This window comes from Streptomyces sp. NPDC001381 (genome assembly GCF_042895685.1).
In the GTDB taxonomy this organism is placed as follows: Bacteria; Actinomycetota; Actinomycetes; order Streptomycetales; family Streptomycetaceae; genus Streptomyces.
Genome location: NZ_JBIAWO010000004.1, coordinates 874,450 through 896,902, shown reverse-complemented (window position 1 = coordinate 896,902; position 22,453 = coordinate 874,450). Strand labels below are relative to the sequence as shown.

The following is a 22,453-nucleotide window of genomic DNA, read 5'->3' as shown; positions in this document are numbered from 1 at the left end:
AATGGAATTCATGCGCGGCAGAGGCTTCGGCCTTTGCCGCGCAGGTCAGTCGCCGCGCCCTCCCCCGGTGCGGCGCGCCCACGCATCTCCCGTTCCCTACCGGAGGTGCTCCGTGTTGCGCCGTGGTGTCCGTGGTGTCCGTGAGGTCGGCAAGGCCGATCTGTTCGCTTCCCTCGTCGTCTTCCTCGTCGCGCTGCCCCTGTGCGTGGGCGTCGCCCTGGCCTCGGGCGTGCCCGCCGAGCTGGGCCTCGTCACCGGAATCGTCGGGGGTCTGGTCGCCGGGGTACTGCCCGGCAGCAGCCTGCAGGTGAGCGGGCCCGCGGCGGGACTGACCGTGCTCGTCTACGAGGCCGTGCGGGAGTACGGCCTCGAGGCGCTCGGGGTGATCGTCCTCGCGGCCGGGCTGGTGCAGCTCGGGCTGGGGGCGCTCAGGCTCGGGAGGTGGTTCCGGGCCGTGTCCGTGGCCGTCGTGCAGGGGATGCTCGCCGGGATCGGGCTGGTGCTGGTCGCCGGGCAGGTGTACGCCCTCGGGGACGCGGCCGCCCCGCCGGGCGGCGTCGGGAAGCTCGCCGGGCTGGTGTCGCTGCCCGGGCGGGTGGACTGGGTGGCGTTGTCGGTGGGGGGTGCCAGCATGGTCGTGCTGCTGTTGTGGGGGCGGTGGCGGCGCGGGGCGCGGCTGGTTCCGGCGCCGTTGGTGGCGGTGGCGCTGGCGTCGGCGGTGACCTGGGGGTTCGACCTGGAGGTGCGGCGGGTCCGGGTGCAGGGGCTGTGGGACGCCGTGCGCGTGCCGGAGACCGCGGATCTCGGGCGGCTCACGGAAGTGGGGGTGGTCGGGACCGTCGTGGCGTTCGCGCTGATCGCGTCGGCGGAGTCGCTGTTCAGCGCGGCCGCGGTGGACCGGCTGCACGACGGGAGGAGGACGGACTACGACCGGGAGCTGATGGCGCAGGGCGCGGGCAACGCCGTGTGCGGGGTGCTGGGCGCGCTGCCGATGACGGCGGTCATCGTGCGGAGCGCGGCGAACGTGCGGGCCGGGGCGCGGACCAAGGCGTCGCGGGTGCTGCACGGGGTGTGGCTGCTGCTGTTCACGGCCGTCGTGCCGGGGGTGCTGGGGGTCATCCCGGTCGCGGCGCTGGCCGGGCTGCTGGTGCACGCCGGGTGCAAGCTCGTGCCGGTGCGCGAGGTGCGGACGCTGTGGCAGGGGCATCGGGGAGAGGTCCTCGTGCTCGGCGTGACGGCGGTGGCCATCGTCGTGGGCAACCTGTTCGAGGGGGTGCTGGTCGGGCTGGCGCTGGCCGTCGCGAAGACGGCGTGGGAGATCAGCCATGTGCATGTGGAGACCGAGGACCGCGGGGACGCCGGGATCGTGGTGAGGGTGCAGGGCCACGCGACGTTCCTGCGGCTGCCCAAGCTGCTGGACGCGTTGGACGCGCTGCCGGCCGACCGGCAGGTGCGGCTGGAACTGGGCGGACTGCGGCATGTGGACCACGCCTGCGCGGCGGCCCTGGAGGGATGGGCCGCGGCGCGGGAGCGGCGGGCGGAGCGTCAGGGGGAGGTGGCGGCCGGCAGCCTGTCCTAGGGCTGGGGCCGCCGGGGCGCTGTGGCCAGGAGCAGTTCGACGTCGTAGGTCTCCTCCACGGTGCCGTCCGGGAAGGCGGCGAGGAGGAGCCGGCGTTCCTCGGCGAGGAAGGCCGCCGTGCTCTCCTCGTCGTGCACCAGGAGGACCGAGTGGCTGCCGAGGTTGGCCAGGTGCACGTCGAGGGGGACGGGGCGGCTCCAGCGCACCGTCCGGTGGGCGAAGCGGAGTCTGCCGGTCGGGTCGGCGAGGGCGGAGCGAGGGCCGTCGCCGTTCTTCTCCACGACCCGGTCGACGCCGAAGTGGCGCTCCAGGCGCTCCGCCTGGGCGCCGATCCACGGCACGTCCACGGCGCCGGTGTTCCACCACAGCGCCAGCGAGCCGCCCGGCCGCAGGACGCGCAGGGCCTCCGGGACCGAGCGGGCCGGATCGGTCCAGTGCCAGGACTGGGCGTAGGTGAGGAGGTCGAGGGAGGCGGTGGCGAGGGGGAGGTGGTTGCCGTCGCCGCGCACGAGCGGGACGCCGGGGAGGGCGCGGCGTAACTGCGCCGCCATGCCCTCCCCGGGCTCGACGGCGACGACGCGGGCGCCGCGGGCGTGCAGGAGGGCGGTGGCCATGCCGGTGCCGGCGCCGATGTCCGCGACGCGGGCGCCCGCGAGGGGGCGGCCGGCGAGCGTCTCGACCGCGTCGAGGAGCGCGGGCGGGTAGGAAGGGCGGTTGGCGGCGTACAGGGCCGCGGCGGCGTTGAAGGAGTGGGCTCTAGCCTGGATACGGGGTTCAGGTTGGGCCGTCATACGCCCATGGTGACGGGGGCGGGGGCGAGCGGTAGGCCGTTGTTCCGTCGTGCGGCGAGGAGTCGGCAGGGCGGGGCGTTCGTTGCGCGATACGGCGTGCAGAGCCGGGCGGGCGGGAGCATCCGCTTCGCGTGCGGCGCAAGCACCGCTCCGTGTGCGGCGCGGGCAGCCGGTCAGACGGGAGCGGCCTTGCGCGCTGCGGCCCATGAGCCGGCCGGGCCGGGACATCCGTTCCCCGTGCGACGCGGGCACCGCTCCCCATGCGGCGTGGGCACCGCTCCCCGTGCGGCGTGGGCAGCCGGGCAGGTGGGGGCGTTCGTTCCGCGCGGCGGCGTGAGGAGCCGGGCCGGGGTTCAGGTGCGGCGGCGCTTCCTCGAGGGGTTGCCCGTGCGGCGGGAGGTGCGCTTCTCGTGCAGCTCCAGTGCCGCCTCGTACTCCTCGCGGTGGAGCTTCTCGCCGGGCGCCTCGGTGAGGGCGCGGAAGAAGTAGGCGAGGAGGGAGCCGACGAAGCCGATGGCCAGGAGACCGCGCAGGGACGCCTGGCGGTCGGGGTCGGGGCGCTTGGCGAAGCCGTCCCAGGTGTGACGGAAGGCGAGCGCGCTGCAGATCGTGAACATGACGACGACCAGCAGGGTCACGAAGCTGCCGATGTCGGCGATCGCCAGTCCCTGGTAGGCGAAGCGCAGGACCAGACAGGAGGCGGCGGTGGCGGCGAGTGCGCCGACGGCCACGGCGACGCGGCGGGCGGTGTAGCCGCCGTCGTGGTCCACCCAGGTGGTGCCGAAGAAGCGCAGGGGCTCGGGGCGGGGACCGGGGGACACCGCCGGCCGGCCGGCCGGGGTGCCCTGTGCGTCGCGGGCGCCCGGCGTGTCCCGGGAGCCCGCCGGGATGTCCGGGGTGCCGTTTTCGTCGCTCACGGGACGATTATGGCGCCGGCGTCCGGCGGGCTCCCGGGCGGGTCGCCGCGCGGTCAGGCGCAGCGCGAGGCGACGTAGCCGTCGCTGCCGGTGTGGACGTAGCTGTCGGAGACGAACTCGCCGCTGCCGATGTTGTCCCAGATGTTCGACGTCCCGTACGGGCCGGTGATCGTCGTGCCCGGCGTCTGGCAGTAGATCGCGACCCTGGACCCCTCGGGCAGGACGCGGACGATGCTGTAGCCCGTGCCCGGGCCGCTGCGGACGTTCAGCCGGACACCCGGGGCGATCGAGTAGTAGGTGACGGCCGCGGCCGCCGTGACGGCCGCCGCCGCGTCGGCGCCCCCGGCCTCTTCCACGTGCTCAACAGACATGCAGAACCTCCCCCGTCGGACCCCATGACTGCCATGGGGTCACGTTCATTCCCCTCGATCACGACATGAAACACCTGCGCGTGATTCGTACACGGAGGCTAGCAAGCCGCCTCTGTCCCGTAGAAGTCATCGACTAGGCTCCGTGCGTCGCGCGCGCGGAGAACAGCACGGGGGTGGTCCATGGCGCCACAGCGCAACACCGGGGCGGGCGCGGAAGCGGAACTTCCGGAGTACGCCGGTCACTACCGGCTGGAGTCACGGCTCGGCTCGGGTGGCATGGGTGTGGTCCACCTTGCCCGGAGCACGTCCGGGATGAAGGTCGCGGTGAAGGTCGTACACGCCCAGTTCGCCCGGGATCCCGAGTTCAGGGGACGTTTCCGGCAGGAGGTGGCGGCCGCTCGGAGGGTGAGCGGGGCGTTCACCGCGCCCGTCGTGGACGCCGACCCGGAGGCCGAACGCCCGTGGATGGCCACGCTGTTCATTCCCGGCTCGACGCTTTCCGAGCAGGTGAAGCGGAACGGACCGCTGAATTCGGGCGAGTTGCGGCGGCTGATGGCCGGACTCGCGGAGGCGCTGCGCGACATCCACCGGGTGGGGGTCGTGCACCGGGATCTGAAGCCGAGCAACGTGCTGCTCGCGGAGGACGGACCGAAGGTCATCGACTTCGGCATCTCCCGGCCCAAGGACAGCGAACTGCGGACCGAGACGGGCAAGTTGATCGGGACGCCGCCGTTCATGGCGCCGGAGCAGTTCCGGCGGCCGCGGGAGGTCGGGCCTGCCGCCGACATCTTCGCGCTGGGCTCGGTCATGGTGCACGCGGCGACGGGGCGCGGGCCGTTCGACTCCGACAGCCCCTACGTCGTCGCCTACCAGGTCGTCCATGACGAGCCGGACCTGACGGGCGTACCGGCGAACCTCGCGCCGCTGGTGGTGCGTTGTCTGGCCAAGGAGCCCGAGGACCGGCCGACGCCCGACGAGCTGATGCGGGAACTGCGGTCGGTGGCCGCCTCGTACGACACGCAGGCGTTCATACCGGAGCAGCGGACGGAGGCCGCCGACGGCCGGGGTTCCGCCTGTCCCGCCGGGCCGGCCGAAGAGGCGGCCGAAGGGGCGGGCAGGCCGGTCGGGAAGCCCGTCGGCGGGCAGGAGCCGGCCGGTGCGTCCGGTCCGGCCGAGGGGCCCGAGCGGCCCGCGCCGTCCCGTGGGAAGGCGCGCGGCAGGCGGGTGGCCCTGGTGGCCGCGACGCTGGCCCTCGCCGTCGGCGGGACGCTCGCGGCGGCGCAGTTGTTCGGCGCCACGCCTTCGCCGGGGGAGGCCCGGCCCCGGACCACCACGGCCGCGTTCGACGCGTGGGAGGCCGGTTCGGTGTCCGGGGCGCAGACCGTGCCGCAGTGCTCGTACGGGGCCGGGAAGCTGCTGTGCGCCCAGTCCGGGGTGGTCTTCGCGCTCGACCCGGCCGACGGCCGTCTGGCGTGGAAGCACTCCGTCGCCGACGCGCTGCCCGGCGGGCCGCCGGTGCTGGCCGGGGAGCTCGTGCAGCCGCCGTCCGACCAGGACCGGACGCTGGAGGCGCTCGACCCGGACACGGGCAAGGCGGGCTGGCGGCGGGACATGCCCGCGCACTCGGGGGTGCGCACGGCGGGCGGCACCCTGCTGTTCAGCGCGGCCGACGGGACCGTCACCGCCGTGGACGGTGCGTCGGGCCGGACGAAGTGGAGCCATGGGTTCGCCGGCCAGGGCGTGCCGTACTTCGTGTCCTTCGCGGGCGACCCGCTGGCCTACACGACGACCGCCACGGACTCGGGGACGACCCAGGTGACCGCCGTGGACCCGGCCACGGGGAAGGTGCGGTGGCGCGCGCGGCTCCAGGGCACGCTGCAGGCGGTGGGCAGCCACGCGGGGGCGGTGTTCCTCCTGCCCACCGACCGTGGGTCCGGGGACACCGACGCCGTGGTGCGCTACGACCCCGCCGCCCGGTCGGAGCGCCGCGTGGCGCTGCCCGTGGCCCGGCAGGCACCCGCGGCCGGCGCGCACGGTGACGTCGTCTACCTGATGTCCACCGGCGGGGCGCTGGAGGCGATCGACACGGCGGCCGGGAAGCGGCTGTGGAGCCTGGAGACGGCCGTGTCCCGCGGCTCGGATCCGGTGTACGCCGACGGGCATGTGTACGTGAGCGCGGCGGACGGGCGGCTGCTCGCCGTGGACGCCCGCACCGGCCGGCTCCTGGGCCAGACGAAGCCGCGCCTCGGCACGCGTTCGGACCGGGTGGCGAGCACGCTGCCGCGGCCCGTCCCGGTCGACGGCCGGGTCTACGCCGCGGCTCCCGACGGCACCGTCTTCGCCGTGGACGGGCGGGATCCGTCCGGCTGGTAGTGCGCGCGTCGCGCGGATGACACGCGAAGGGGCCGCCTCCGAGGGGGCGGCCCCTTTGTGCACAGGGTGTGGATCAGCCGGGCGGGGCTGTGGACCGGCCCGGCAGGGTGGGGATCAGCCCAGCTTGGACACGTCCCGCACCGCGCCCTTGTCGGCGCTCGTCGCCATCGCGGCGTAGGCGCGCAGCGCCGCGGAGACCTTGCGGTCGCGGTTCGACGGGGCGTACACCCCGTCCAGCGACTGCTCGCGGCGCGCGAGTTCCGCGTCGTCGACGAGCAGCTCGATCGAGCGGTTCGGGATGTCGATGCGGATGCGGTCGCCGTCCCGGACGAGGGCGATCGTGCCGCCGGAGGCCGCCTCGGGCGACGCGTGCCCGATGGACAGGCCGGAGGTGCCGCCGGAGAAACGCCCGTCGGTGATCAGCGCGCAGGTCTTGCCGAGGCCGCGGCCCTTGAGGAAGGACGTCGGGTAGAGCATCTCCTGCATGCCGGGGCCGCCCTTGGGGCCCTCGTAGCGGATGACGACGACGTCGCCGTGCGTGATCTGCTTGTTGAGGATCTTCTCGACGGCCTCCTCCTGCGACTCGCAGACGACCGCGGGACCCTCGAAGGTCCAGATCGACTCGTCGACGCCGGCCGTCTTGACGACGCAGCCGTCGACGGCGAGGTTGCCGCGCAGGACCGCGAGGCCGCCGTCCTTGGAGTAGGCGTGCTCGGCGGAGCGGATGCAGCCGCCCTCGGCGTCCTCGTCCAGCGCCTCCCAGCGCTCGGACTGGGAGAAGGCCTCGGCGGAGCGGACGCAGCCGGGCGCCGCGTGCCAGAGCTCCACGGCCTGTGCCGACGGGGAGCCGCCGCGGACGTCCCAGGTCTTCAGCCAGTCCGCCAGGGACGGGCTGTGGACGGCGTGCACGTCCTCGTTCAGCAGGCCGGCGCGGTGCAGCTCGCCGAGGAGCGCGGGGATGCCGCCGGCGCGGTGCACGTCCTCCATGTAGTACGTGCGGTCCTTGGCGACGTTCGGCGCGACCTTCGCCAGGCAGGGCACGCGGCGCGAGACGGCGTCGATCTGCTCCAGACCGAAGGGGACGCCCGCCTCCTGGGCGGCCGCCAGCAGGTGCAGGATCGTGTTCGTGGAGCCGCCCATCGCGATGTCCAGCGCCATCGCGTTCTCGAACGCGGCGAAGGTGGCGATGTTGCGCGGCAGGACCGTCTCGTCGTCCTGCTCGTAGTAGCGGCGGGTGATGTCCATGACCGTGCGGGCGGCGTCGACGTAGAGCTGCTTGCGCGCGGTGTGGGTGGCCAGGACCGAGCCGTTGCCCGGGAGGGAGAGGCCGATGGCCTCGGTCAGGCAGTTCATCGAGTTGGCGGTGAACATGCCGGAACAGGAGCCGCAGGTCGGACAGGCGTTCTCCTCGATGCGGAGGATGTCCTCGTCCGAGATCTTGTCGTTGACGGCGTCGGAGATCGCGTCGACCAGGTCGAGCGTGCGGACCGTGCCGTCGACGAGCGTGGCACGGCCGGACTCCATCGGGCCGCCGGAGACGAAGACCGCCGGGATGTTCAGGCGCAGGGCCGCCATGAGCATGCCGGGGGTGATCTTGTCGCAGTTGGAGATGCAGACCAGGGCGTCGGCGCAGTGCGCCTCGACCATGTACTCGACCGAGTCCGCGATCAGGTCGCGGGAGGGGAGGCTGTACAGCATGCCGCCGTGGCCCATCGCGATGCCGTCGTCCACGGCGATCGTGTTGAACTCGCGCGGGATGCCGCCCGCCTCGCGGATCGCCTCGCTGACGATCCGGCCCACCGGCTGCAGATGCGTGTGGCCGGGGACGAACTCGGTGAAGCTGTTGGCGACCGCGATGATCGGCTTCCGGCCGATGTCCGCACCGGGTACACCGGAGGCGCGCATAAGGGCGCGGGCGCCCGCCATGTTGCGGCCGTGGGTGACTGTGCGGGACCTCAGCTCGGGCATCGTCGCTCGCTCCTTCAGACAGATAGGGCTGTTAATGAGCGTACGCCGGTCATCCAGGGGGCGGGACGAGGTGTCCGGAATACGGGACGCGTGTCTCGGCTCAGGGGGTCGTGAGGTGTCCCTGGACGACCGGTGCCACCCGCGCGATGATCTGCTCGACGTCCGCCGAGGCCAGCGGCTCCACCTTGATCACGTACCGCAGCATCGCGCATCCGACCAGCTGCGCCGCCGCCAGCTCGGCGCGCAGCTCGGCGTCCGGCAGGTCGACCCGGGCGGCGATCCGGCGCAGCAGCTGGGAGGCGATCAGGCGGCGGAAGACGGCGGCCGCCGTGTCGTTGTTCACGGCCGACCGCACGATCGCGAGCAGGGGCGTACGGGTGGCGGGGTTCTCCCAGATGCCGAAGACGAACCGGGCCATCCGCTCCCCCACGCCCTCCAGCGGACCCTCGGCGATCGCGTCCGGCGCGCTCAGCGCGGGCGCGAAGGCGACCTCGATGGCCGCCTCGAAGACCTGCTCCTTGGTGCCGAAGTAGTGGTGGACGAGCGCCGGGTCGACGCCGGCCGCCTTGGCGATGCCCCGCACGGACGTCTTGTCGTAGCCCCGCTCGGAGAACTCCTCCCGGGCGGCGGCCAGGATGCGGTCGCGGGTTCCGGCCGATTCGGTACGGGGCGGACGGCCGCGCCGGCGGGCGGTCTCGCCGGTGTCGGCCGGTTCCGTACGAGGGGGCCGGCCGCGGCGTCCTGAGGTCCCGTCGGGGTCGGTCACCGGCGGGGCACCTTCGTGGCCGAGGCCAGGTGGAGGCGGGTGAAGGCGAGGGCCTCCGCCAGGTCGGCCTCACGCTCGGCGCCGGACATGGCACGCCGGGTGTTGACCTCGATGACGACATGCCCGTCGAAGCCGCTCAGCGCGAGCCGCTCCAGCAGTTCGGCGCAGGGCTGGGCGCCGCGCCCCGGGACCAGGTGCTCGTCCTTGGCCGAACCGTTTCCGTCGGCGAGGTGGACGTGGCCGAGGCGGGCCCCCATGCGGTCGACCATGTCCAGCGTGTCGGTGCGGGCGGTGGCGGCGTGGCTGAGGTCGATCGTGAAGTGCCGGTAGTCGTCCTTCGTGACGTCCCAGTCGGGGGCGTACGCGAGCATCTCGCGGTCGCGGTAGCGCCACGGGTACATGTTCTCGACGGCGAACCGTACGTCCGTCTCGTTCGCCATCCGCCAGATCCCCTGGACGAAGTCCCGCGCGTACTGGCGCTGCCAGCGGAAGGGCGGGTGGACGACGACGGTGGTCGCGCCGAGCTTCTCGGCCGCGGCGCGCGCCCGCTGCAGCTTCACCCAGGGGTCGGTGGACCACACCCGCTGGGTGATGAGCAGGCAGGGGGCGTGCACGGCCAGGATCGGGATGCGGTGGTAGTCGCTGAGTCTGCGCAGCGCTTCGATGTCCTGGCTGACGGGGTCGTTCCAGACCATGACCTCGACGCCGTCGTAGCCGAGGCGCGCGGCGATCTCGAAGGCCGTCGCCGTCGACTCGGGGTACACGGACGCCGTCGACAGGGCGACCTTCGCATCCGGGATCCGTACGACTGGCTCTGCCATGGGGGACAGGTTACGGGGTGCGGTCGCCTGAATGCCGGGCCCCTGATCGTCGTTGTGGTGTTCGCCATAGACGGGTGCGGGGCCCTGGGGTCCTCCGTGCGGTGTGCGCGCCCCCTCGCCGGCTAGGCCGTGACCATGTGATCGAGCCGCCGCAGGATCACGCCCTCCCTCAGCGCCCACGGGCAGATCTCCAGGCTCTCGACGCCGAACAGGTCCATCGCCCCCTCCGCCACCAGCGCGCCCGCGACGAGCTGGTTGGCGCGGCCCTCCGAGACGCCCGGCAGTTCCGCGCGCTGGGCGGTGGTCATGCCGGCCAGGCGGGGCACCCAGGCCTCCAGTGACTCGCGCTTGAGTTCGCGCTGGACGTAGAGGCCCTCGGTGGAACGGGCGGCGCCGGCTATGCGGGCGAGCTGCTTGAACGTCTTCGAGGTGGCGACGACGTGGTCGGGGGCGCCGAAGCGGCTGAACTCACCGACCGTCCGGGCGATCTGCGCGCGGACGTGCCGGCGCAGGGACCTTATGTCCTCGGGGTCGGGGGGGTCGCCGGGCAGCCAGCCCGCGGTGAGGCGGCCGGCGCCCAGCGGCAGGGACGCGGCCGCGTCGGGCTCCTCGTCGATGCCGTAGGCGATCTCCAGGGAGCCGCCGCCGATGTCGAGGACCAGCAGCTTGCCGGCCGACCAGCCGAACCAGCGGCGGGCCGCGAGGAAGGTGAGCCGGGCCTCCTCGGCGCCGGTGAGGACCTGGAGCTCGACGCCGGTCTCGGCCTGCACGCGCGCGAGGACGTCGTCGGCGTTGGTGGCCTCGCGCACGGCGGAGGTCGCGAACGGCAGCAGGTCCTCGACGCCCTTGTCCTCGGCGGCCTGGAGCGCGTCGTGGACGACGGCGATCAGTTTGTCGACGCCCTCGGGGCCGATCGCCCCGGCCGGGTCGAGGAGTTGGGCGAGGCGCAGTTCGGCCTTGTGCGAGTGCGCGGGCAGCGGGCGCGCGCCGGGGTGTGCATCCACCACCAGCAGATGCACCGTGTTCGATCCCACGTCGAGGACACCGAGTCTCATGTAGGGAACGCTACTGCCAGCGAGGCCATGGGCCGTCCCCGAAGCGGGCTCCGCCGACTTACCCTGGACGGGTGCCAAAGACGAAAAAGGCGAAGACCGACAAATCCACCGGCGGTTCTTCGCGGGCGAAGCCGGTGACGGCATCCACGAAGTCGAAGAAGGCCCTGAAGGAAGACGAGAAGGGCCTCGACTTCGCGCGCGCGTGGGTGGAGTTCCCGGATCCTGCGGACGACGAGCAGGTCTTCCGGTGCGATCTGACATGGCTGACCTCTCGCTGGAACTGCATCTTCGGCAGCGGCTGCCAGGGCATCCGCGCGGGCCGCGCCGACGACGGGTGCTGCACGCTGGGTGCCCACTTCTCCGACGAGGACGACGAGAAGCGGGTCGCCGAGCACGTGGCGCGTCTCACCCCCGACATCTGGCAGCACCACGACGAGGGACTGCGGGGCGGCTGGGTGTCGGAGGACGAGGACGGCGACCGCCAGACCCGCCCCTACCAGGGCTCCTGCATCTTCCAGAACCGTCCCGGCTTCGCCGGCGGCACGGGCTGCTCGCTGCACATCCTGGCCCTCAAGGAGGGCCGCGAGCCGCTGGAGACCAAGCCGGACGTCTGCTGGCAGCTGCCGGTGCGCCGGACGTACGACTGGATCGACCGGCCCGACGACACCCGCGTCCTGCAGGTGTCGATCGGCGAGTACGACCGCCGCGGCTGGGGACCGGGCGGCCACGACCTGCACTGGTGGTGCACGTCGGCGACCTCGGCCCACGGCGCGGGCGAGCCCGTGTACGTGTCGTACCGGGCGGAGCTGACCGAGCTGATGGGCAAGGCCGGCTACGACCGTCTCGTCGAGCTGTGCGAGGCACGTCTGGCCTCGCAGCTTCCGTTGCTGGCACCGCATCCGGCGGATCCCGTCGACTGAGCGGGCCGCAGGTCCGGTGCCGTGGGGTGCCTCCCGCCCGAGCCGGGCGTCGCGCGGCTCGGGGGTGGGGGCGTCCGCTCTCGGCGTGCCGGGCGTCGCGGGGCAGGCGGGACGTGCGGACACGGCCTAGGTCGTGGGCGGGTTCTCGCCGCCGCCGTCGGCCGGTGGCGGTGCCGGGTCCTCCGGGGTGGACGGGGAGTCGCTGGGCGTGGGCTGCGGGTCGGCCGGGGGCGGCGGGTCGGCCGGGGTGGGGTCCGGGGAGGGCGGGACGGGGGGATCCGGGTCCGGGCCGGAGGACGGCGGGGGCGGGTCCGTGGGGCTGCCGGGGCCGGTGCCGGGACCGGAGTTGTCGCCGGTGCCGGGGCCCGGGGCGGGTGCGGTGCCGTAGCCCTCGATGGAGATCACGGTGCCCGCCGGGGCGACCGTCACGCGCGCGTGCCAGTGTCCGGACGGCTCGCGCAGGGAGTCGACGTACACCTTGACCGTCACCGACTCGCCGGGCCGCAGGGTGCCGGCGGAGCGGCTCAGGTAGAGCCAGGAGGCACCGGCGGAGGCGGACCAGCGGACGGGGCCTTCGGCGTCCCTGCCCGCGGTGAGGGTGACGAGGGTGGTGTCGCCGCTGGTGGCGGCGGTCACGGTCAGGCGGCCGGCGCTCTTCGTGCCGAGCCCCGAGACGCTGACGACCTCCACGGAGACGTCCGGTCTGGGGCCCTTGCCGAAGCCGGTGCCGGGTCTGGTGCTGGCGTTGCCCGCGTTCTCGTAGCCGTTCGCCCCCTCGCCGCCCAGGGCCGCGGGATCGTGCGCCTCACTGGCGCTGGCGGCGCGGCCGTCGGCGCCCTCGGTGGTGGGGGTGCCCCGGTAGGCGGCCCACAGGGCGAGCACGGGGGCCGCCACGACGGTGGCGACGACGGTGGTCGTGACGGCACGCGCGCGCAGGCGGTCGCGGCGGGCCGCGCGGTCCTTGGGGTCCATCGGGAAGCCACGCCGGTCGAAGCGGGGGACGGCGGCGCCCCGCGCGCGGGGGAGATGGGTCATGGCGGCGCGCAGGGCGGGGCGGGGCGCTTCCAGGACGGGCAGCTCGGCGGGGGTGACCCCGGCGCCGGGCCAGCGGCCGGGGACGGCGCGCTCGGCGGTCCGGCGGCAGCGGGGGCAGTCGTCGACGTGCCGGACGAGCTCGCGGCGCAGGGTGGCGCTGAGGACCAGCTGGTGGTCGCCGGTGAGGCGGGCCACACCGGGGCAGCCGCCGGTCTCCACGACGGCGAGGGCCGCGCGGGTGCGCTCGACCTCGCAGGCGGCCGAGGCGAGCAGCTCGCGGGCGGCGGCCTGGTCCATGCCGAGCACGGCGGCGACCTCGTGGGCGGCGAGGTGGTGGCGTACGGCGAGTTCGAGTGCCTCGCGCTGCTCGGGGGTGGTGCCGGCCGCCTCCGGCCAGGCGAGCAGGGCGAGTTCGCGCCGCCGCTCCTCCTGGACGTCGTCGGGGGCGGACGGGTGCTCCCCGGGCTGTGCGCCGGAGCGCGGACTCGTCTGCGCGCCGGTCCGGTCGCCGGAGTGCGGGCCCGTCTGCGCGCCGGTCCGGGCGGTGGACTGCGGGCCGCCCGGCTGCGCGCCGGTCCGGTCGCCGGGCTGTGCGGCTGTCCGGGCGGCGGACTGGCGGCGGGTGCCGGTCTGCGTACGGGTGGCGGTGCGCCCCGCCGCGTGGGTGCTCTGACGTTTCTGCTTGGCCTCGGCCAGCTTGCGCAGGCACGCCCAGCGGGCCAGCGCGTACAGCCAGGCCCTGCGCTCCCCCGCCGCGTCCGGCACGCGCTGGCCGCGCCGCTCGGCGAGCGCGAGGGCGTCCCCGAGGGCGGCGGTGGCGGCGTCGTGGTCGCACAGGACGGACAGACAGTAGGTGAACAGTCCGTCCAGGTACGGCTCGTAGCGCGCGGGCGGACGCTGCGCGAGCGTGCGCCCCGCGGCGCGGTCGCGCGCCTCCCGGTGCGCCCGGTGTGCGCCGGTCGTGCGGGTCGAGGTTTCCGGGCTGCTGCTCATCACCCGTGCGACCGTAGGCGGCTCGCGACGAGCTCTTCTTGTCCCTTGAGTCCTTTTAATCCGTACGGGTGAAACGATCCCTCATAAGGGGACAGGAACGGGGGGTTCCGTGGCTCGTTCGTGAGGGGGGTGGCCGGATCGCAGGGGGTGTCCGGATTCTCCCCAGCTGTCCGCGGGCCGCTCGCACCGGTTGTCCACAGGCCCCGCCCCGCTGTCAGTGGCGGCGGCTACGGTTTCCCCATGGCTGCCCGTACCAAGACCACCAAGGACCGACCGTCCTACCGCTGCACGGAGTGCGGCTGGCAGACGGCCAAGTGGCTCGGCCGCTGCCCCGAGTGCCAGGCCTGGGGCACGGTCGAGGAGTACGGCGCGCCCGCGGTCCGTACGACGACGCCGGGGCGCGTCACCACCTCCGCCGTGCCCATCGGCCAGGTCGACGGCCGGCAGGCCACGGCCCGCTCCACCGGCGTGCCCGAGCTGGACCGCGTCCTCGGCGGCGGTCTGGTGCCCGGCGCGGTGGTGCTGCTCGCGGGCGAGCCCGGCGTCGGCAAGTCGACGCTGCTGCTGGACGTGGCGGCCAAGTCGGCGAGTGACGAACACCGCACGCTGTATGTGACGGGCGAGGAGTCGGCGAGCCAGGTCCGGCTGCGCGCCGACCGCATCGGCGCCATCGACGACCACCTGTATCTGGCGGCCGAGACCGATCTGGCCGCCGTCCTCGGGCACTTGGACGCGGTGAAGCCGTCGCTGCTGATCCTCGACTCGGTGCAGACGGTGGCCTCCCCCGAGATCGACGGGGCGCCGGGCGGCATGGCCCAGGTGCGCGAGGTCGCCGGGGCCCTGATCCGCGCCTCCAAGGAGCGCGGCATGTCCACGCTGCTGGTGGGCCATGTCACGAAGGACGGCGCGATCGCGGGCCCCCGCCTGCTGGAGCACCTGGTGGACGTCGTCCTGCACTTCGAGGGCGACCGGCACGCGCGCCTGCGCCTGGTGCGCGGCGTGAAGAACCGCTACGGCGCCACCGACGAGGTCGGCTGCTTCGAACTGCACGACGAGGGCATTGTCGGACTTGCCGACCCAAGCGGACTTTTCCTGACCCGTCGTGACGAACCGGTCCCCGGCACCTGTCTGACGGTCACCCTGGAGGGCCGCCGCCCCCTGGTCGCCGAAGTCCAGGCCCTGACCGTCGACTCGCAGATCCCCTCACCCCGCCGCACCACCTCCGGCCTGGAGACGTCCCGGGTGTCGATGATGCTCGCGGTGCTGGAGCAGCGCGGCCGCATCAGCGCGCTCGGCAAGCGGGACATCTACTCGGCGACGGTCGGCGGCGTGAAGCTCTCGGAGCCCGCGGCGGACCTGGCGATCGCCCTCGCGCTGGCCTCCGCCGCGAGCGACACCCCCCTGCCGAAGAACCTCGTCGCGATCGGCGAGGTGGGCCTCGCGGGCGAGGTCAGACGGGTCACGGGCGTCCAGCGCAGGCTCGCCGAGGCCCATCGTCTGGGCTTCACCCACGCGCTCGTACCGGGCGACCCCGGCAAGATCCCGGCCGGTATGAAGGTCCTCGAAGTCGCGGACATGGGGGACGCGCTGCGGGTCCTGCCGAGGTCCCGTCGCCGAGAGGCCCCACGGGAGGCGGAGGACCGCCGGTAGACTTTGCCCTGGTCTCGCCCGTCCGTACGAACCGAGTGCGCGAAACGGGAGCGCCTGAAGAACCTGCGACCGGAGGAGTGCAGTGGCAGCCAACGACCGGGCGGCAGCTCCCGGAAAGTCCGGTGGGAGTTCCGGCGCCGAGGGCCTGATGCGCGCCGCGCTGAGCGCGGTGGCTCCGGGCACGGCCCTGCGCGACGGCCTCGAGCGGGTTCTTCGCGGCAACACCGGCGGGCTCATCGTGCTCGGCTCCGACAAGACCGTCGAGACGATGTGCACGGGCGGATTCGTCCTGGACGTCGAGTTCACGGCCACCCGTCTGCGGGAGCTGTGCAAGCTCGACGGCGGCATCGTGGTCTCCTCCGACCTGTCGAAGATCCTGCGCGCCGGCGTCCAGCTGGTCCCGGACCCCACGATCCCCACGGAGGAGACCGGCACCCGGCACCGCACGGCGGACCGGGTCTCCAAGCAGGTCGGCTTCCCGGTCGTGTCGGTCTCCCAGTCGATGCGTCTGATCGCCCTGTACGTCGACGGCCAGCGCCGGGTCCTGGAGGACTCCGCGGCGATCCTGTCCCGCGCCAACCAGGCGCTGGCGACCCTGGAGCGCTACAAGCTCCGTCTGGACGAGGTCGCGGGAACGTTGTCAGCGCTGGAGATCGAGGACCTGGTGACGGTCCGGGACGTCTCCGCGGTGGCCCAGCGCCTGGAGATGGTGCGCCGCATCGCCACCGAAATCGCCGAATACGTGGTCGAACTGGGCACGGACGGCCGTCTGCTGGCCCTCCAGCTCGACGAGCTGATCGCGGGTGTGGAGCCGGAGCGGGAGCTGGTGGTCCGGGACTACGTCCCCGAGCCGACCGCCAAGCGCTCGCGCACGGTCGACGAGGCGCTGTACGAGCTGGACGCGCTCACCCACGCCGAGCTGCTCGAACTCTCCACGGTGGCGAAGGCGTTGGGCTACACCGGCTCCCCCGAGGCGCTCGACTCGGCGGTCTCCCCGCGAGGCTTCCGCCTGCTGGCCAAGGTCCCCCGGCTGCCCGGCGCCATCATCGACCGCCTGGTGGAGCACTTCGGCGGTCTCCAGAAGCTCCTCGCCGCAAGCGTCGACGACCTCCAGACGGTGGACGGCGTGGGCGAGGCCCGGGCGCGCAGCGTCCGCGAGGGCCTGTCCCGGCTGGCGGAGTCGTCGATCCTGGAGCGGTACGTCTAGTCGGTCCTGGAGCGGCACGTCCGGCGGTGACGTCCGGCGGCCGGCGCCGGACCGGCGGCCGGTCTCAGTCGGCCGCCAGCACGAAGGACGTCTGCGCCTTCGCGAATCCCGGAGCCTTCGCCTCCACCAGGTACGTCCCCGCGGTGGCCGATCCGGCCGGAGGGGTCGCGCACTGCGGGGCACTCGGCTTGCGGTCCCACTTCACGGTGTACGTGAAGCTGCCCCCGGCCGGAACCCGGTACAGCAGACTGCCGGACACCTTGGGGCAGTCGGCCGACGACCAGTAGTCGTCGTCACCCTCGGCCTGAGTGATCGTCAGCACCGCCTTCCTGGGCGCGAGATCGACCTTGCAGTCGCTGCCGGAGGAGTTCTTCGCCGTGAGCTGGAAGGTGGGGGTCTCGTCGGGCGAGTAGGTGTTGCGGACACTGCGCAGGCTCAACTTGACCACGCTGGCGGTGCAGTTGGGCAGAGTGGTGCCGGCCGGGAGGGTCGTGCTCGACCCGCTGCCGTTGGCTCCGTCGTCGATGCCGCCGCCGCTCCCGTCGGAGCCAGAGCCAGAGCCGGAGCCGCCGGAGCCCGAGCCGCCGTCCCCCGAACCCTCGTCCGAGCCGGAGCCCGAACCGGAGCCCGAACCGCTGCCGGCGCCCTCGCTCGACTCGTCCCGCCCGCCCGGGGCTTGGCTGATCGCGGGCCCCGAGCCGGACGGGCCCGGCGTGATCGAGGACGCGGGATTCTTGCCGCTGGACCCCTTGGCTCCGTTGTCGCCGCCACCTCCGCCCGAGGTGACGATCCACGTGATGAGCAGCGCCAACAGGGCGATCACGGACAGCAGTACGACCCTCCGGCGCCAGTAGATGGAGGAGGGAAGCGGCCCGATCGGATTGCGCAGAGATCCCACGGCGCAAACTGTACGAGAGATCGCCGCGTTCGCCGGTCCCACCCGCCGCCCGCAGTACAACTTTTCCGGATCATCATCCCGGACTCCGTGTTCCCACCCTTGATTTCACTCCCCGCGCACGCCCCCGGCCGTTCGCAACGGGCACCCCTCGCATCGCCGGCCACGGCGCGGCGCGCGCGGGGACGTCATGACAGGGCCGCGCCCCGGACGAGTGGCGGTACGCACGCGTGCCCCATCGCGCATGGCAGGATCGGAAGAGCCATGACTGCGCCCACGAAGACCCCGCACAGCAGCCCCGCCGCCGACGCCGTCCCCGGTGCGGACCTGCACTCCCCCGTCATCGACTGGTTCGAGGAGAACGCCCGCGACCTGCCCTGGCGGCGCCCCGAGGCCGGCGCGTGGGGCGTGATGGTCAGCGAGTTCATGCTCCAGCAGACGCCGGTCAGCCGCGTCCTGCCGGTCTACGAGCAGTGGCTCGCCCGCTGGCCGCGCCCCGCCGACCTGGCCGCCGAGGCGCCCGGCGAGGCCGTGCGCGCCTGGGGGCGGCTCGGCTACCCGCGCCGCGCCCTGCGGCTGCACGGAGCAGCGGTCGCCATAACGGAACGGCACGGCGGCGACGTACCGTCGGACCACGCGCAGCTGCTCGCGCTGCCCGGCATCGGCGAGTACACGGCCGCCGCCGTCGCCTCCTTCGCGTACGGGCAGCGGCACGCCGTGCTGGACACCAACGTGCGCCGGGTCTTCGCGCGGGCCGTCACCGGCGTGCAGTACCCGCCGAACGCCACCACGGCCGCCGAGCGCAAGCTGGCGCGCGCGCTGCTGCCCGAGGACGAGGGGACCGCCGCCCGCTGGGCCGCCGCGTCCATGGAGCTCGGCGCGCTCGTGTGCACGGCGAAGAACGAGACGTGTGTGCGCTGCCCCATCGCCGCGCAGTGCGCCTGGCGGCTCGCGGGCAAGCCGGAGCACGACGGACCGCCGCGCCGCGGCCAGACGTACGCCGGGACGGACCGGCAGGTGCGGGGCAAGCTGCTCGCCGTGCTGCGGGAGGCACACGCGCCCGTGCCCCAGACGGCACTGGACCGGGTGTGGCACGAGCCGGTGCAGCGCGCGCGTGCCCTCGACGGCCTCGTCGCGGACGGGCTGGTGGAGCCGCTGCCGGACGGGCTGTACCGGCTGCCGCTGACCTGACGCACGGTCACTTCACAGACAACGCGCTTCATCACAGCCCGCGCTCAGGCTCTGTCACGGCTCCCGGCCGGACAGATCCGCCCATAGACCCATTCTTCGGCCCGCCCCTTTACCCAGAACTCATTTCCGTTACACAACCGACGGACAGCCGAGCGCTGGCCGCAGGCTGCTTCGGACAGCCCCGTGACAACACCTCCGTAGCTTCTGTTGCGTGCCCGGCGAGGGCACGAGGGCGACAGACCAGAGGCACGGAACCGGCGGACGACCGCGAGCCGGAAACGGGGAAAACGGAGGGGTTGACCATGGCGCAGGGCGAGGTGCTCGAGTTCGAGGAGTACGTCCGCACCCGGCAGGACGCGCTGCTGCGCAGCGCCCGCCGGCTGGTCCCGGACCCGGTCGACGCGCAGGACCTGCTGCAGACGGCCCTGGCCCGGACGTACGGCCGCTGGGAGGGCATCGCGGACAAGCGGCTCGCGGACGCCTATCTGCGCCGGGTCATGATCAACACGCGGACCGAGTGGTGGCGGGCCCGCAAGCTGGAGGAGGTCCCCACCGAGCAGCTGCCCGACGCCTGTGTGGACGACTCCACCGAACAGCACGCGGACCGCGCCCTGCTGATGGACGCCATGAAGGTGCTCGCTCCGAAGCAGCGCAGTGTCGTGGTGCTGCGACACTGGGAGCAGATGTCCACGGAGGAGACGGCCGCCGCCCTCGGCATGTCGGCGGGAACGGTCAAGAGCACGCTGCACCGGGCGCTCGCCCGGCTCCGCGAGGAGCTGGAAGCCCGCGATCTGGACGCACGCGCGCTGGAGCGTGAGGAGCGGGAGCGTTGCGCGGCGGCCTGACCGACCGGGGTGGTCCCTTGGGCACCACCCACGGGCCGACACCGGCCCTGTCAGGGCCGACGGCGGCCCGAGGCACCTTCCAGGCGGCGATCACGGCGGTGACCGTGCTCGCCGCCCTCGCCCTTTTCGTGTCCGCGTGCGCCACCGGCGGCACCGGCGCCCGTGACGAGGGCCCGGCGCACGCCGACGCGATGGCCGGCGCGACGATGGCGCCCTCGGCCGCACCCACCGACACCCCCTCCCGGGTCGACGCGGTCCGGCTCGTCAAGGACGACCCCGAGGTCTCGGCGGAGGTCAAAGGCGAGCTGGAGCCCTGCGTCGGCGACGAGTACCCGGTCGACGTCTCCTACGGCGACCTGACCGGCGGCCCGGCCACGGACGTCGTCGTGAACGTGCTCACCTGCGGCGACGCGGTCGGCGTCGGCTCGTACGTGTACCGGAAGCAGGACGGCCGGTACGAGAACGTGTTCAAGGCCGAGGAGCCCCCGGTCTACGCGGAGATCGACCGGGGCGACCTGGTGGTGACCAAGCAGGTGTACGCGAAGGGCGACGCCGTCTCCGACCCCTCCGGCGAGAACGTGATCACCTACCGCTGGACCACGGCGGACCGCTTCGTCAAGCAGTTCAGCATCCACAACGAGTACAGCAGCACCGGGGGCGGGGACGCGACGCCGCTGCCGAAGAGCGGCTGACCGGCGGCGGAGCTACGGCTGACCGGCGGCTGACCGGCCGCGGACCCGCGGCAGGCCGGGCCGGCCGGAGAAAATCTCCGGGAGCGTGAACCGATCGGGCCGCTCGTTCCGATCAATGAGTGCGCGCACCGGGAGTGAACGCGGCGGACGTCCCGCGCGTCCCCTCTAGAAGCACCCAGACATACGCAGCACCGAACACGAGGACTGAGAGCACCGGGATGGCAGACCAGACCCACGTCCTGTTCGTCGAGGACGACGACGTCATCCGCGAGGCCACCCAGCTCGCCCTGGAGCGGGACGGCTTCGTGGTCACGGCGATGCCCGACGGCCTGTCCGGCCTGGACGCCTTCCGGGCGGACCGCCCCGACATCGCCCTGCTGGACGTCATGGTGCCCGGCCTGGACGGGGTGAGTCTGTGCCGGCGCATCCGGGACGAGTCCACCGTTCCCGTGATCATGCTGTCGGCGCGCGCCGACTCCATCGACGTCGTCCTGGGCCTGGAGGCCGGCGCCGACGACTATGTGACCAAACCGTTCGACGGGGCCGTGCTGGTCGCCCGGATCCGCGCCGTGCTGCGCCGCTTCGGGCACGCCGGCGGCGGGGACCGGGCCGAGGGCGCCGCCCCCACGGGCGGTGTGCTCACCTTCGGCGACCTGGAGGTGGACACCGAGGGGATGGAGGTCCGCAGAGCCGGTCAGCCGGTGGCCCTGACGCCCACCGAGATGCGGCTGCTGCTGGAGTTCTCCTCCGCTCCGGGCACGGTCCTGTCGCGGGACAAGCTGCTGGAGCGGGTGTGGGACTACGGCTGGGGCGGTGACACCCGGGTCGTGGACGTCCATGTGCAGCGGCTGCGCACGAAGATCGGCCAGGACCGCATCGAGACGGTCCGTGGCTTCGGCTACAAGTTGAAGGCCTGAGCGGGCGGGGGGTGAGGGGGATGATCCGGCACCTGGTTCCGGCCCGCGCGGAGGGCGCGGTCATCCGTACGGGGCTGCGGTGGAAGCTGAGCGCGGCGATCGCGCTGGTCGGCGCGTTGGTGGCGATCGCGCTCAGCCTGGTCGTGCACAACGCCGCCCGGGTGTCGATGCTGGACAACGCGCGCGACCTCGCGGACGAGCGCGTCCAGATCGCCCAGCGCAACTTCGAGATGACCGGGCGGCCGAACTTCCCGCAGGTCAAGATCGACGACTCCCGGCTGCCGTCCGAGGTGCGCGAGAAGGTCGCCGAGGGGCGCCGGGTGACGTTCGTGTCCGACCGCGCGGGGGGCACGCCGGACATCTGGGCGGCCGTGCCGCTCAAGGACGGGCGGGTGATGTCCCTGCACACCGGGTTCACCGACCGGAGCACGGACATCCTCAACGACCTCGACCAGGCCCTGGTGATCGGGTCGATCGCGGTCGTCCTCGGCGGCAGCGCGCTCGGGGTGCTCATCGGCGGACAGCTCTCACGCCGGCTGCGCAAGGCGGCGGCCGCGGCCAACCAGGTCGCCAAGGGCGAGTCGGACGTGCGGGTCCGGGACGCGATGGGCGGGGTCGTACGGGACGAGACCGACGACCTGGCGAGCGCGGTGGACGCCATGGCGGACGCGCTGCAGCAGCGGCTGGAGGCCGAGCGCCGGGTCACCGCCGACATCGCGCACGAGCTGCGCACCCCGGTCACCGGGCTGCTGACCGCGGCCGAGCTCCTCCCGCCGGGCCGGCCCACCGAGCTCGTCCTGGACCGCGCGAAGGCCATGCGCACGCTCGTGGAGGACGTCCTGGAGGTGGCCCGCCTGGACAGTGCCTCGGAGCGGGCGGAGCTCCAGGACATCGTGCTGGGCGAGTTCGTCGTGCGGCGGGTGGCGGCCAAGGACCCGGACGTCGAGGTGCGGGTGGTGCACGAGTCGATGGTCACGACCGACCCCCGGCGCCTGGAGCGGGTCCTGTTCAACCTCCTGGCCAACGCCGCCCGGCACGGCAAGCCGCCGATCGAGGTCACCGTGGAGGGCCGGGTCATCCGGGTGCGCGACCACGGCCCCGGGTTCCCCGAGGACCTGCTGGCCGAGGGCCCGAGCCGGTTCCGTACCGGCAGCGCCGACCGGGCGGGGCACGGCCACGGGCTCGGTCTGACCATCGCGGCGGGCCAGGCCCGCGTACTGGGCGCCCGGCTGACCTTCCGCAACGTACGGCCAGCGGGGGCGCCCGGCCACATACCGGCCGAGGGCGCGGTGGCCGTTCTGTGGCTGCCGGAGCACGCGCCGACGAACACGGGAAGTTACCCGATGATGCCGTAGGCCTCCGCCCCACACCGACCCCAGCCATCCCGTGCCCCCACGACGGCCGCGGCCAGTGACCCGGTCGCGGCACGGGCTTCGCATGCGCCGACCACGCCGCCGGAAGACGACA

The 22,453-nt window shown here is 73.5% G+C and carries 19 protein-coding genes; 10 read left to right on the top strand and 9 right to left on the bottom strand.

Features of this window, described 5'->3' with window-relative positions:
* Window positions 1-112 precede the first annotated feature (112 nt).
* Window positions 113-1,579: a SulP family inorganic anion transporter gene (locus ACFY2L_RS22685; protein WP_390823182.1), complete on the top strand. Its 1,467-nt coding sequence runs from the start codon at window positions 113-115 to the stop codon at window positions 1,577-1,579.
* On the opposite strand, the gene ACFY2L_RS22680 is transcribed toward ACFY2L_RS22685, so the two are convergent.
* From ACFY2L_RS22680 to ACFY2L_RS22670, 3 genes are all read right to left on the bottom strand, one after another.
* A complete protein-coding gene (locus ACFY2L_RS22680) occupies window positions 1,576-2,370 on the bottom strand; it encodes a class I SAM-dependent methyltransferase (protein WP_390823181.1) in 795 nt (264 codons plus the stop codon). The two genes, ACFY2L_RS22685 and ACFY2L_RS22680, sit on opposite strands and share 4 nt — an antisense overlap.
* Window positions 2,371-2,723: 353 nt before the next feature.
* Window positions 2,724-3,287, bottom strand: a complete 564-nt coding sequence (locus ACFY2L_RS22675; protein WP_390823180.1) for an EamA/RhaT family transporter — start codon at window positions 3,285-3,287, stop codon at window positions 2,724-2,726.
* 53 nt (window positions 3,288-3,340) lie between these two features.
* Window positions 3,341-3,658 (bottom strand): SH3 domain-containing protein, encoded by a 318-nt coding sequence (locus ACFY2L_RS22670; RefSeq protein ID WP_390659470.1) that lies wholly within the window; start codon window positions 3,656-3,658, stop codon window positions 3,341-3,343.
* Window positions 3,659-3,838: 180 nt separating this feature from the next.
* Between ACFY2L_RS22670 and ACFY2L_RS22665 the strand changes: the two genes are divergently transcribed.
* Window positions 3,839-6,031 (top strand): serine/threonine-protein kinase, encoded by a 2,193-nt coding sequence (locus ACFY2L_RS22665; protein ID WP_390823179.1) that lies wholly within the window; start codon window positions 3,839-3,841, stop codon window positions 6,029-6,031.
* A 114-nt stretch (window positions 6,032-6,145) separates the two neighbouring features.
* Here the strand turns inward: ACFY2L_RS22665 and ilvD are convergent, their stop codons facing one another.
* From ilvD to ACFY2L_RS22645, 4 genes are all read right to left on the bottom strand, one after another.
* Window positions 6,146-7,999 carry a dihydroxy-acid dehydratase gene (gene ilvD, locus ACFY2L_RS22660; RefSeq protein ID WP_390659468.1) on the bottom strand — a complete coding sequence of 618 codons (1,854 nt, stop codon included), beginning with the start codon at window positions 7,997-7,999 and terminating at the stop codon, window positions 6,146-6,148.
* A 100-nt stretch (window positions 8,000-8,099) separates the two neighbouring features.
* Window positions 8,100-8,765 (bottom strand): TetR family transcriptional regulator, encoded by a 666-nt coding sequence (locus ACFY2L_RS22655; RefSeq protein ID WP_390823178.1) that lies wholly within the window; start codon window positions 8,763-8,765, stop codon window positions 8,100-8,102.
* Window positions 8,762-9,586 carry a sugar phosphate isomerase/epimerase family protein gene (locus tag ACFY2L_RS22650; RefSeq protein ID WP_390659466.1) on the bottom strand — a complete coding sequence of 275 codons (825 nt, stop codon included), beginning with the start codon at window positions 9,584-9,586 and terminating at the stop codon, window positions 8,762-8,764. Before ACFY2L_RS22650 ends, ACFY2L_RS22655 begins: the two co-directional genes overlap by 4 nt.
* A 122-nt stretch (window positions 9,587-9,708) precedes the next feature.
* Entirely contained in the window at window positions 9,709-10,641 is a 933-nt protein-coding gene (locus tag ACFY2L_RS22645) for a Ppx/GppA family phosphatase (RefSeq protein ID WP_390659465.1), read from the bottom strand.
* Between the two features lie 71 nt (window positions 10,642-10,712).
* On the opposite strand from ACFY2L_RS22645, the gene ACFY2L_RS22640 reads away from it, so the two are divergent.
* Window positions 10,713-11,561 carry a hypothetical protein gene (locus tag ACFY2L_RS22640; RefSeq protein ID WP_390823177.1) on the top strand — a complete coding sequence of 283 codons (849 nt, stop codon included), beginning with the start codon at window positions 10,713-10,715 and terminating at the stop codon, window positions 11,559-11,561.
* A gap of 126 nt (window positions 11,562-11,687) precedes the next feature.
* Here ACFY2L_RS22640 and ACFY2L_RS22635 read toward each other — a convergent pair whose 3' ends face one another.
* On the bottom strand, window positions 11,688-13,589 hold the full coding sequence (locus ACFY2L_RS22635; protein WP_390823176.1) for a hypothetical protein: 1,902 nt from the start codon (window positions 13,587-13,589) through the stop codon (window positions 11,688-11,690).
* Between the two features lie 240 nt (window positions 13,590-13,829).
* Here ACFY2L_RS22635 and radA point away from each other — a divergent pair, with 240 nt between their 5' ends.
* Together radA and disA are read left to right on the top strand one after the other, a co-directional pair.
* Window positions 13,830-15,239 (top strand): DNA repair protein RadA, encoded by a 1,410-nt coding sequence (gene radA, locus ACFY2L_RS22630; RefSeq protein ID WP_390659462.1) that lies wholly within the window; start codon window positions 13,830-13,832, stop codon window positions 15,237-15,239.
* Window positions 15,240-15,321: 82 nt separating this feature from the next.
* Window positions 15,322-16,446 carry a DNA integrity scanning diadenylate cyclase DisA gene (disA, locus tag ACFY2L_RS22625; RefSeq protein ID WP_390659461.1) on the top strand — a complete coding sequence of 375 codons (1,125 nt, stop codon included), beginning with the start codon at window positions 15,322-15,324 and terminating at the stop codon, window positions 16,444-16,446.
* A 64-nt stretch (window positions 16,447-16,510) separates the two neighbouring features.
* On the opposite strand, the gene ACFY2L_RS22620 is transcribed toward disA, so the two are convergent.
* Window positions 16,511-17,344, bottom strand: a complete 834-nt coding sequence (locus ACFY2L_RS22620; protein WP_390823175.1) for a hypothetical protein — start codon at window positions 17,342-17,344, stop codon at window positions 16,511-16,513.
* A 261-nt stretch (window positions 17,345-17,605) separates the two neighbouring features.
* Between ACFY2L_RS22620 and ACFY2L_RS22615 the strand changes: the two genes are divergently transcribed.
* From ACFY2L_RS22615 to cseC, 5 genes are all read left to right on the top strand, one after another.
* Entirely contained in the window at window positions 17,606-18,532 is a 927-nt protein-coding gene (locus tag ACFY2L_RS22615; protein WP_390659459.1) for an A/G-specific adenine glycosylase, read from the top strand.
* Between the two features lie 302 nt (window positions 18,533-18,834).
* The gene (locus ACFY2L_RS22610; protein ID WP_390659458.1) at window positions 18,835-19,377 is read left to right on the top strand and encodes a SigE family RNA polymerase sigma factor; all 543 of its coding nucleotides are present in this window, start codon (window positions 18,835-18,837) and stop codon (window positions 19,375-19,377) included.
* Between the two features lie 17 nt (window positions 19,378-19,394).
* The gene (locus ACFY2L_RS22605) at window positions 19,395-20,069 is read left to right on the top strand and encodes a hypothetical protein (protein WP_390659457.1); all 675 of its coding nucleotides are present in this window, start codon (window positions 19,395-19,397) and stop codon (window positions 20,067-20,069) included.
* Between the two features lie 218 nt (window positions 20,070-20,287).
* Complete coding sequence (cseB, locus tag ACFY2L_RS22600) at window positions 20,288-20,986, top strand: two-component system response regulator CseB (RefSeq protein WP_390659456.1); 699 nt, start codon at window positions 20,288-20,290, stop codon at window positions 20,984-20,986.
* A gap of 20 nt (window positions 20,987-21,006) precedes the next feature.
* On the top strand, window positions 21,007-22,341 hold the full coding sequence (gene cseC, locus ACFY2L_RS22595) for a two-component system sensor histidine kinase CseC (protein WP_390659455.1): 1,335 nt from the start codon (window positions 21,007-21,009) through the stop codon (window positions 22,339-22,341).
* Window positions 22,342-22,453: the final 112 nt, after the last annotated feature.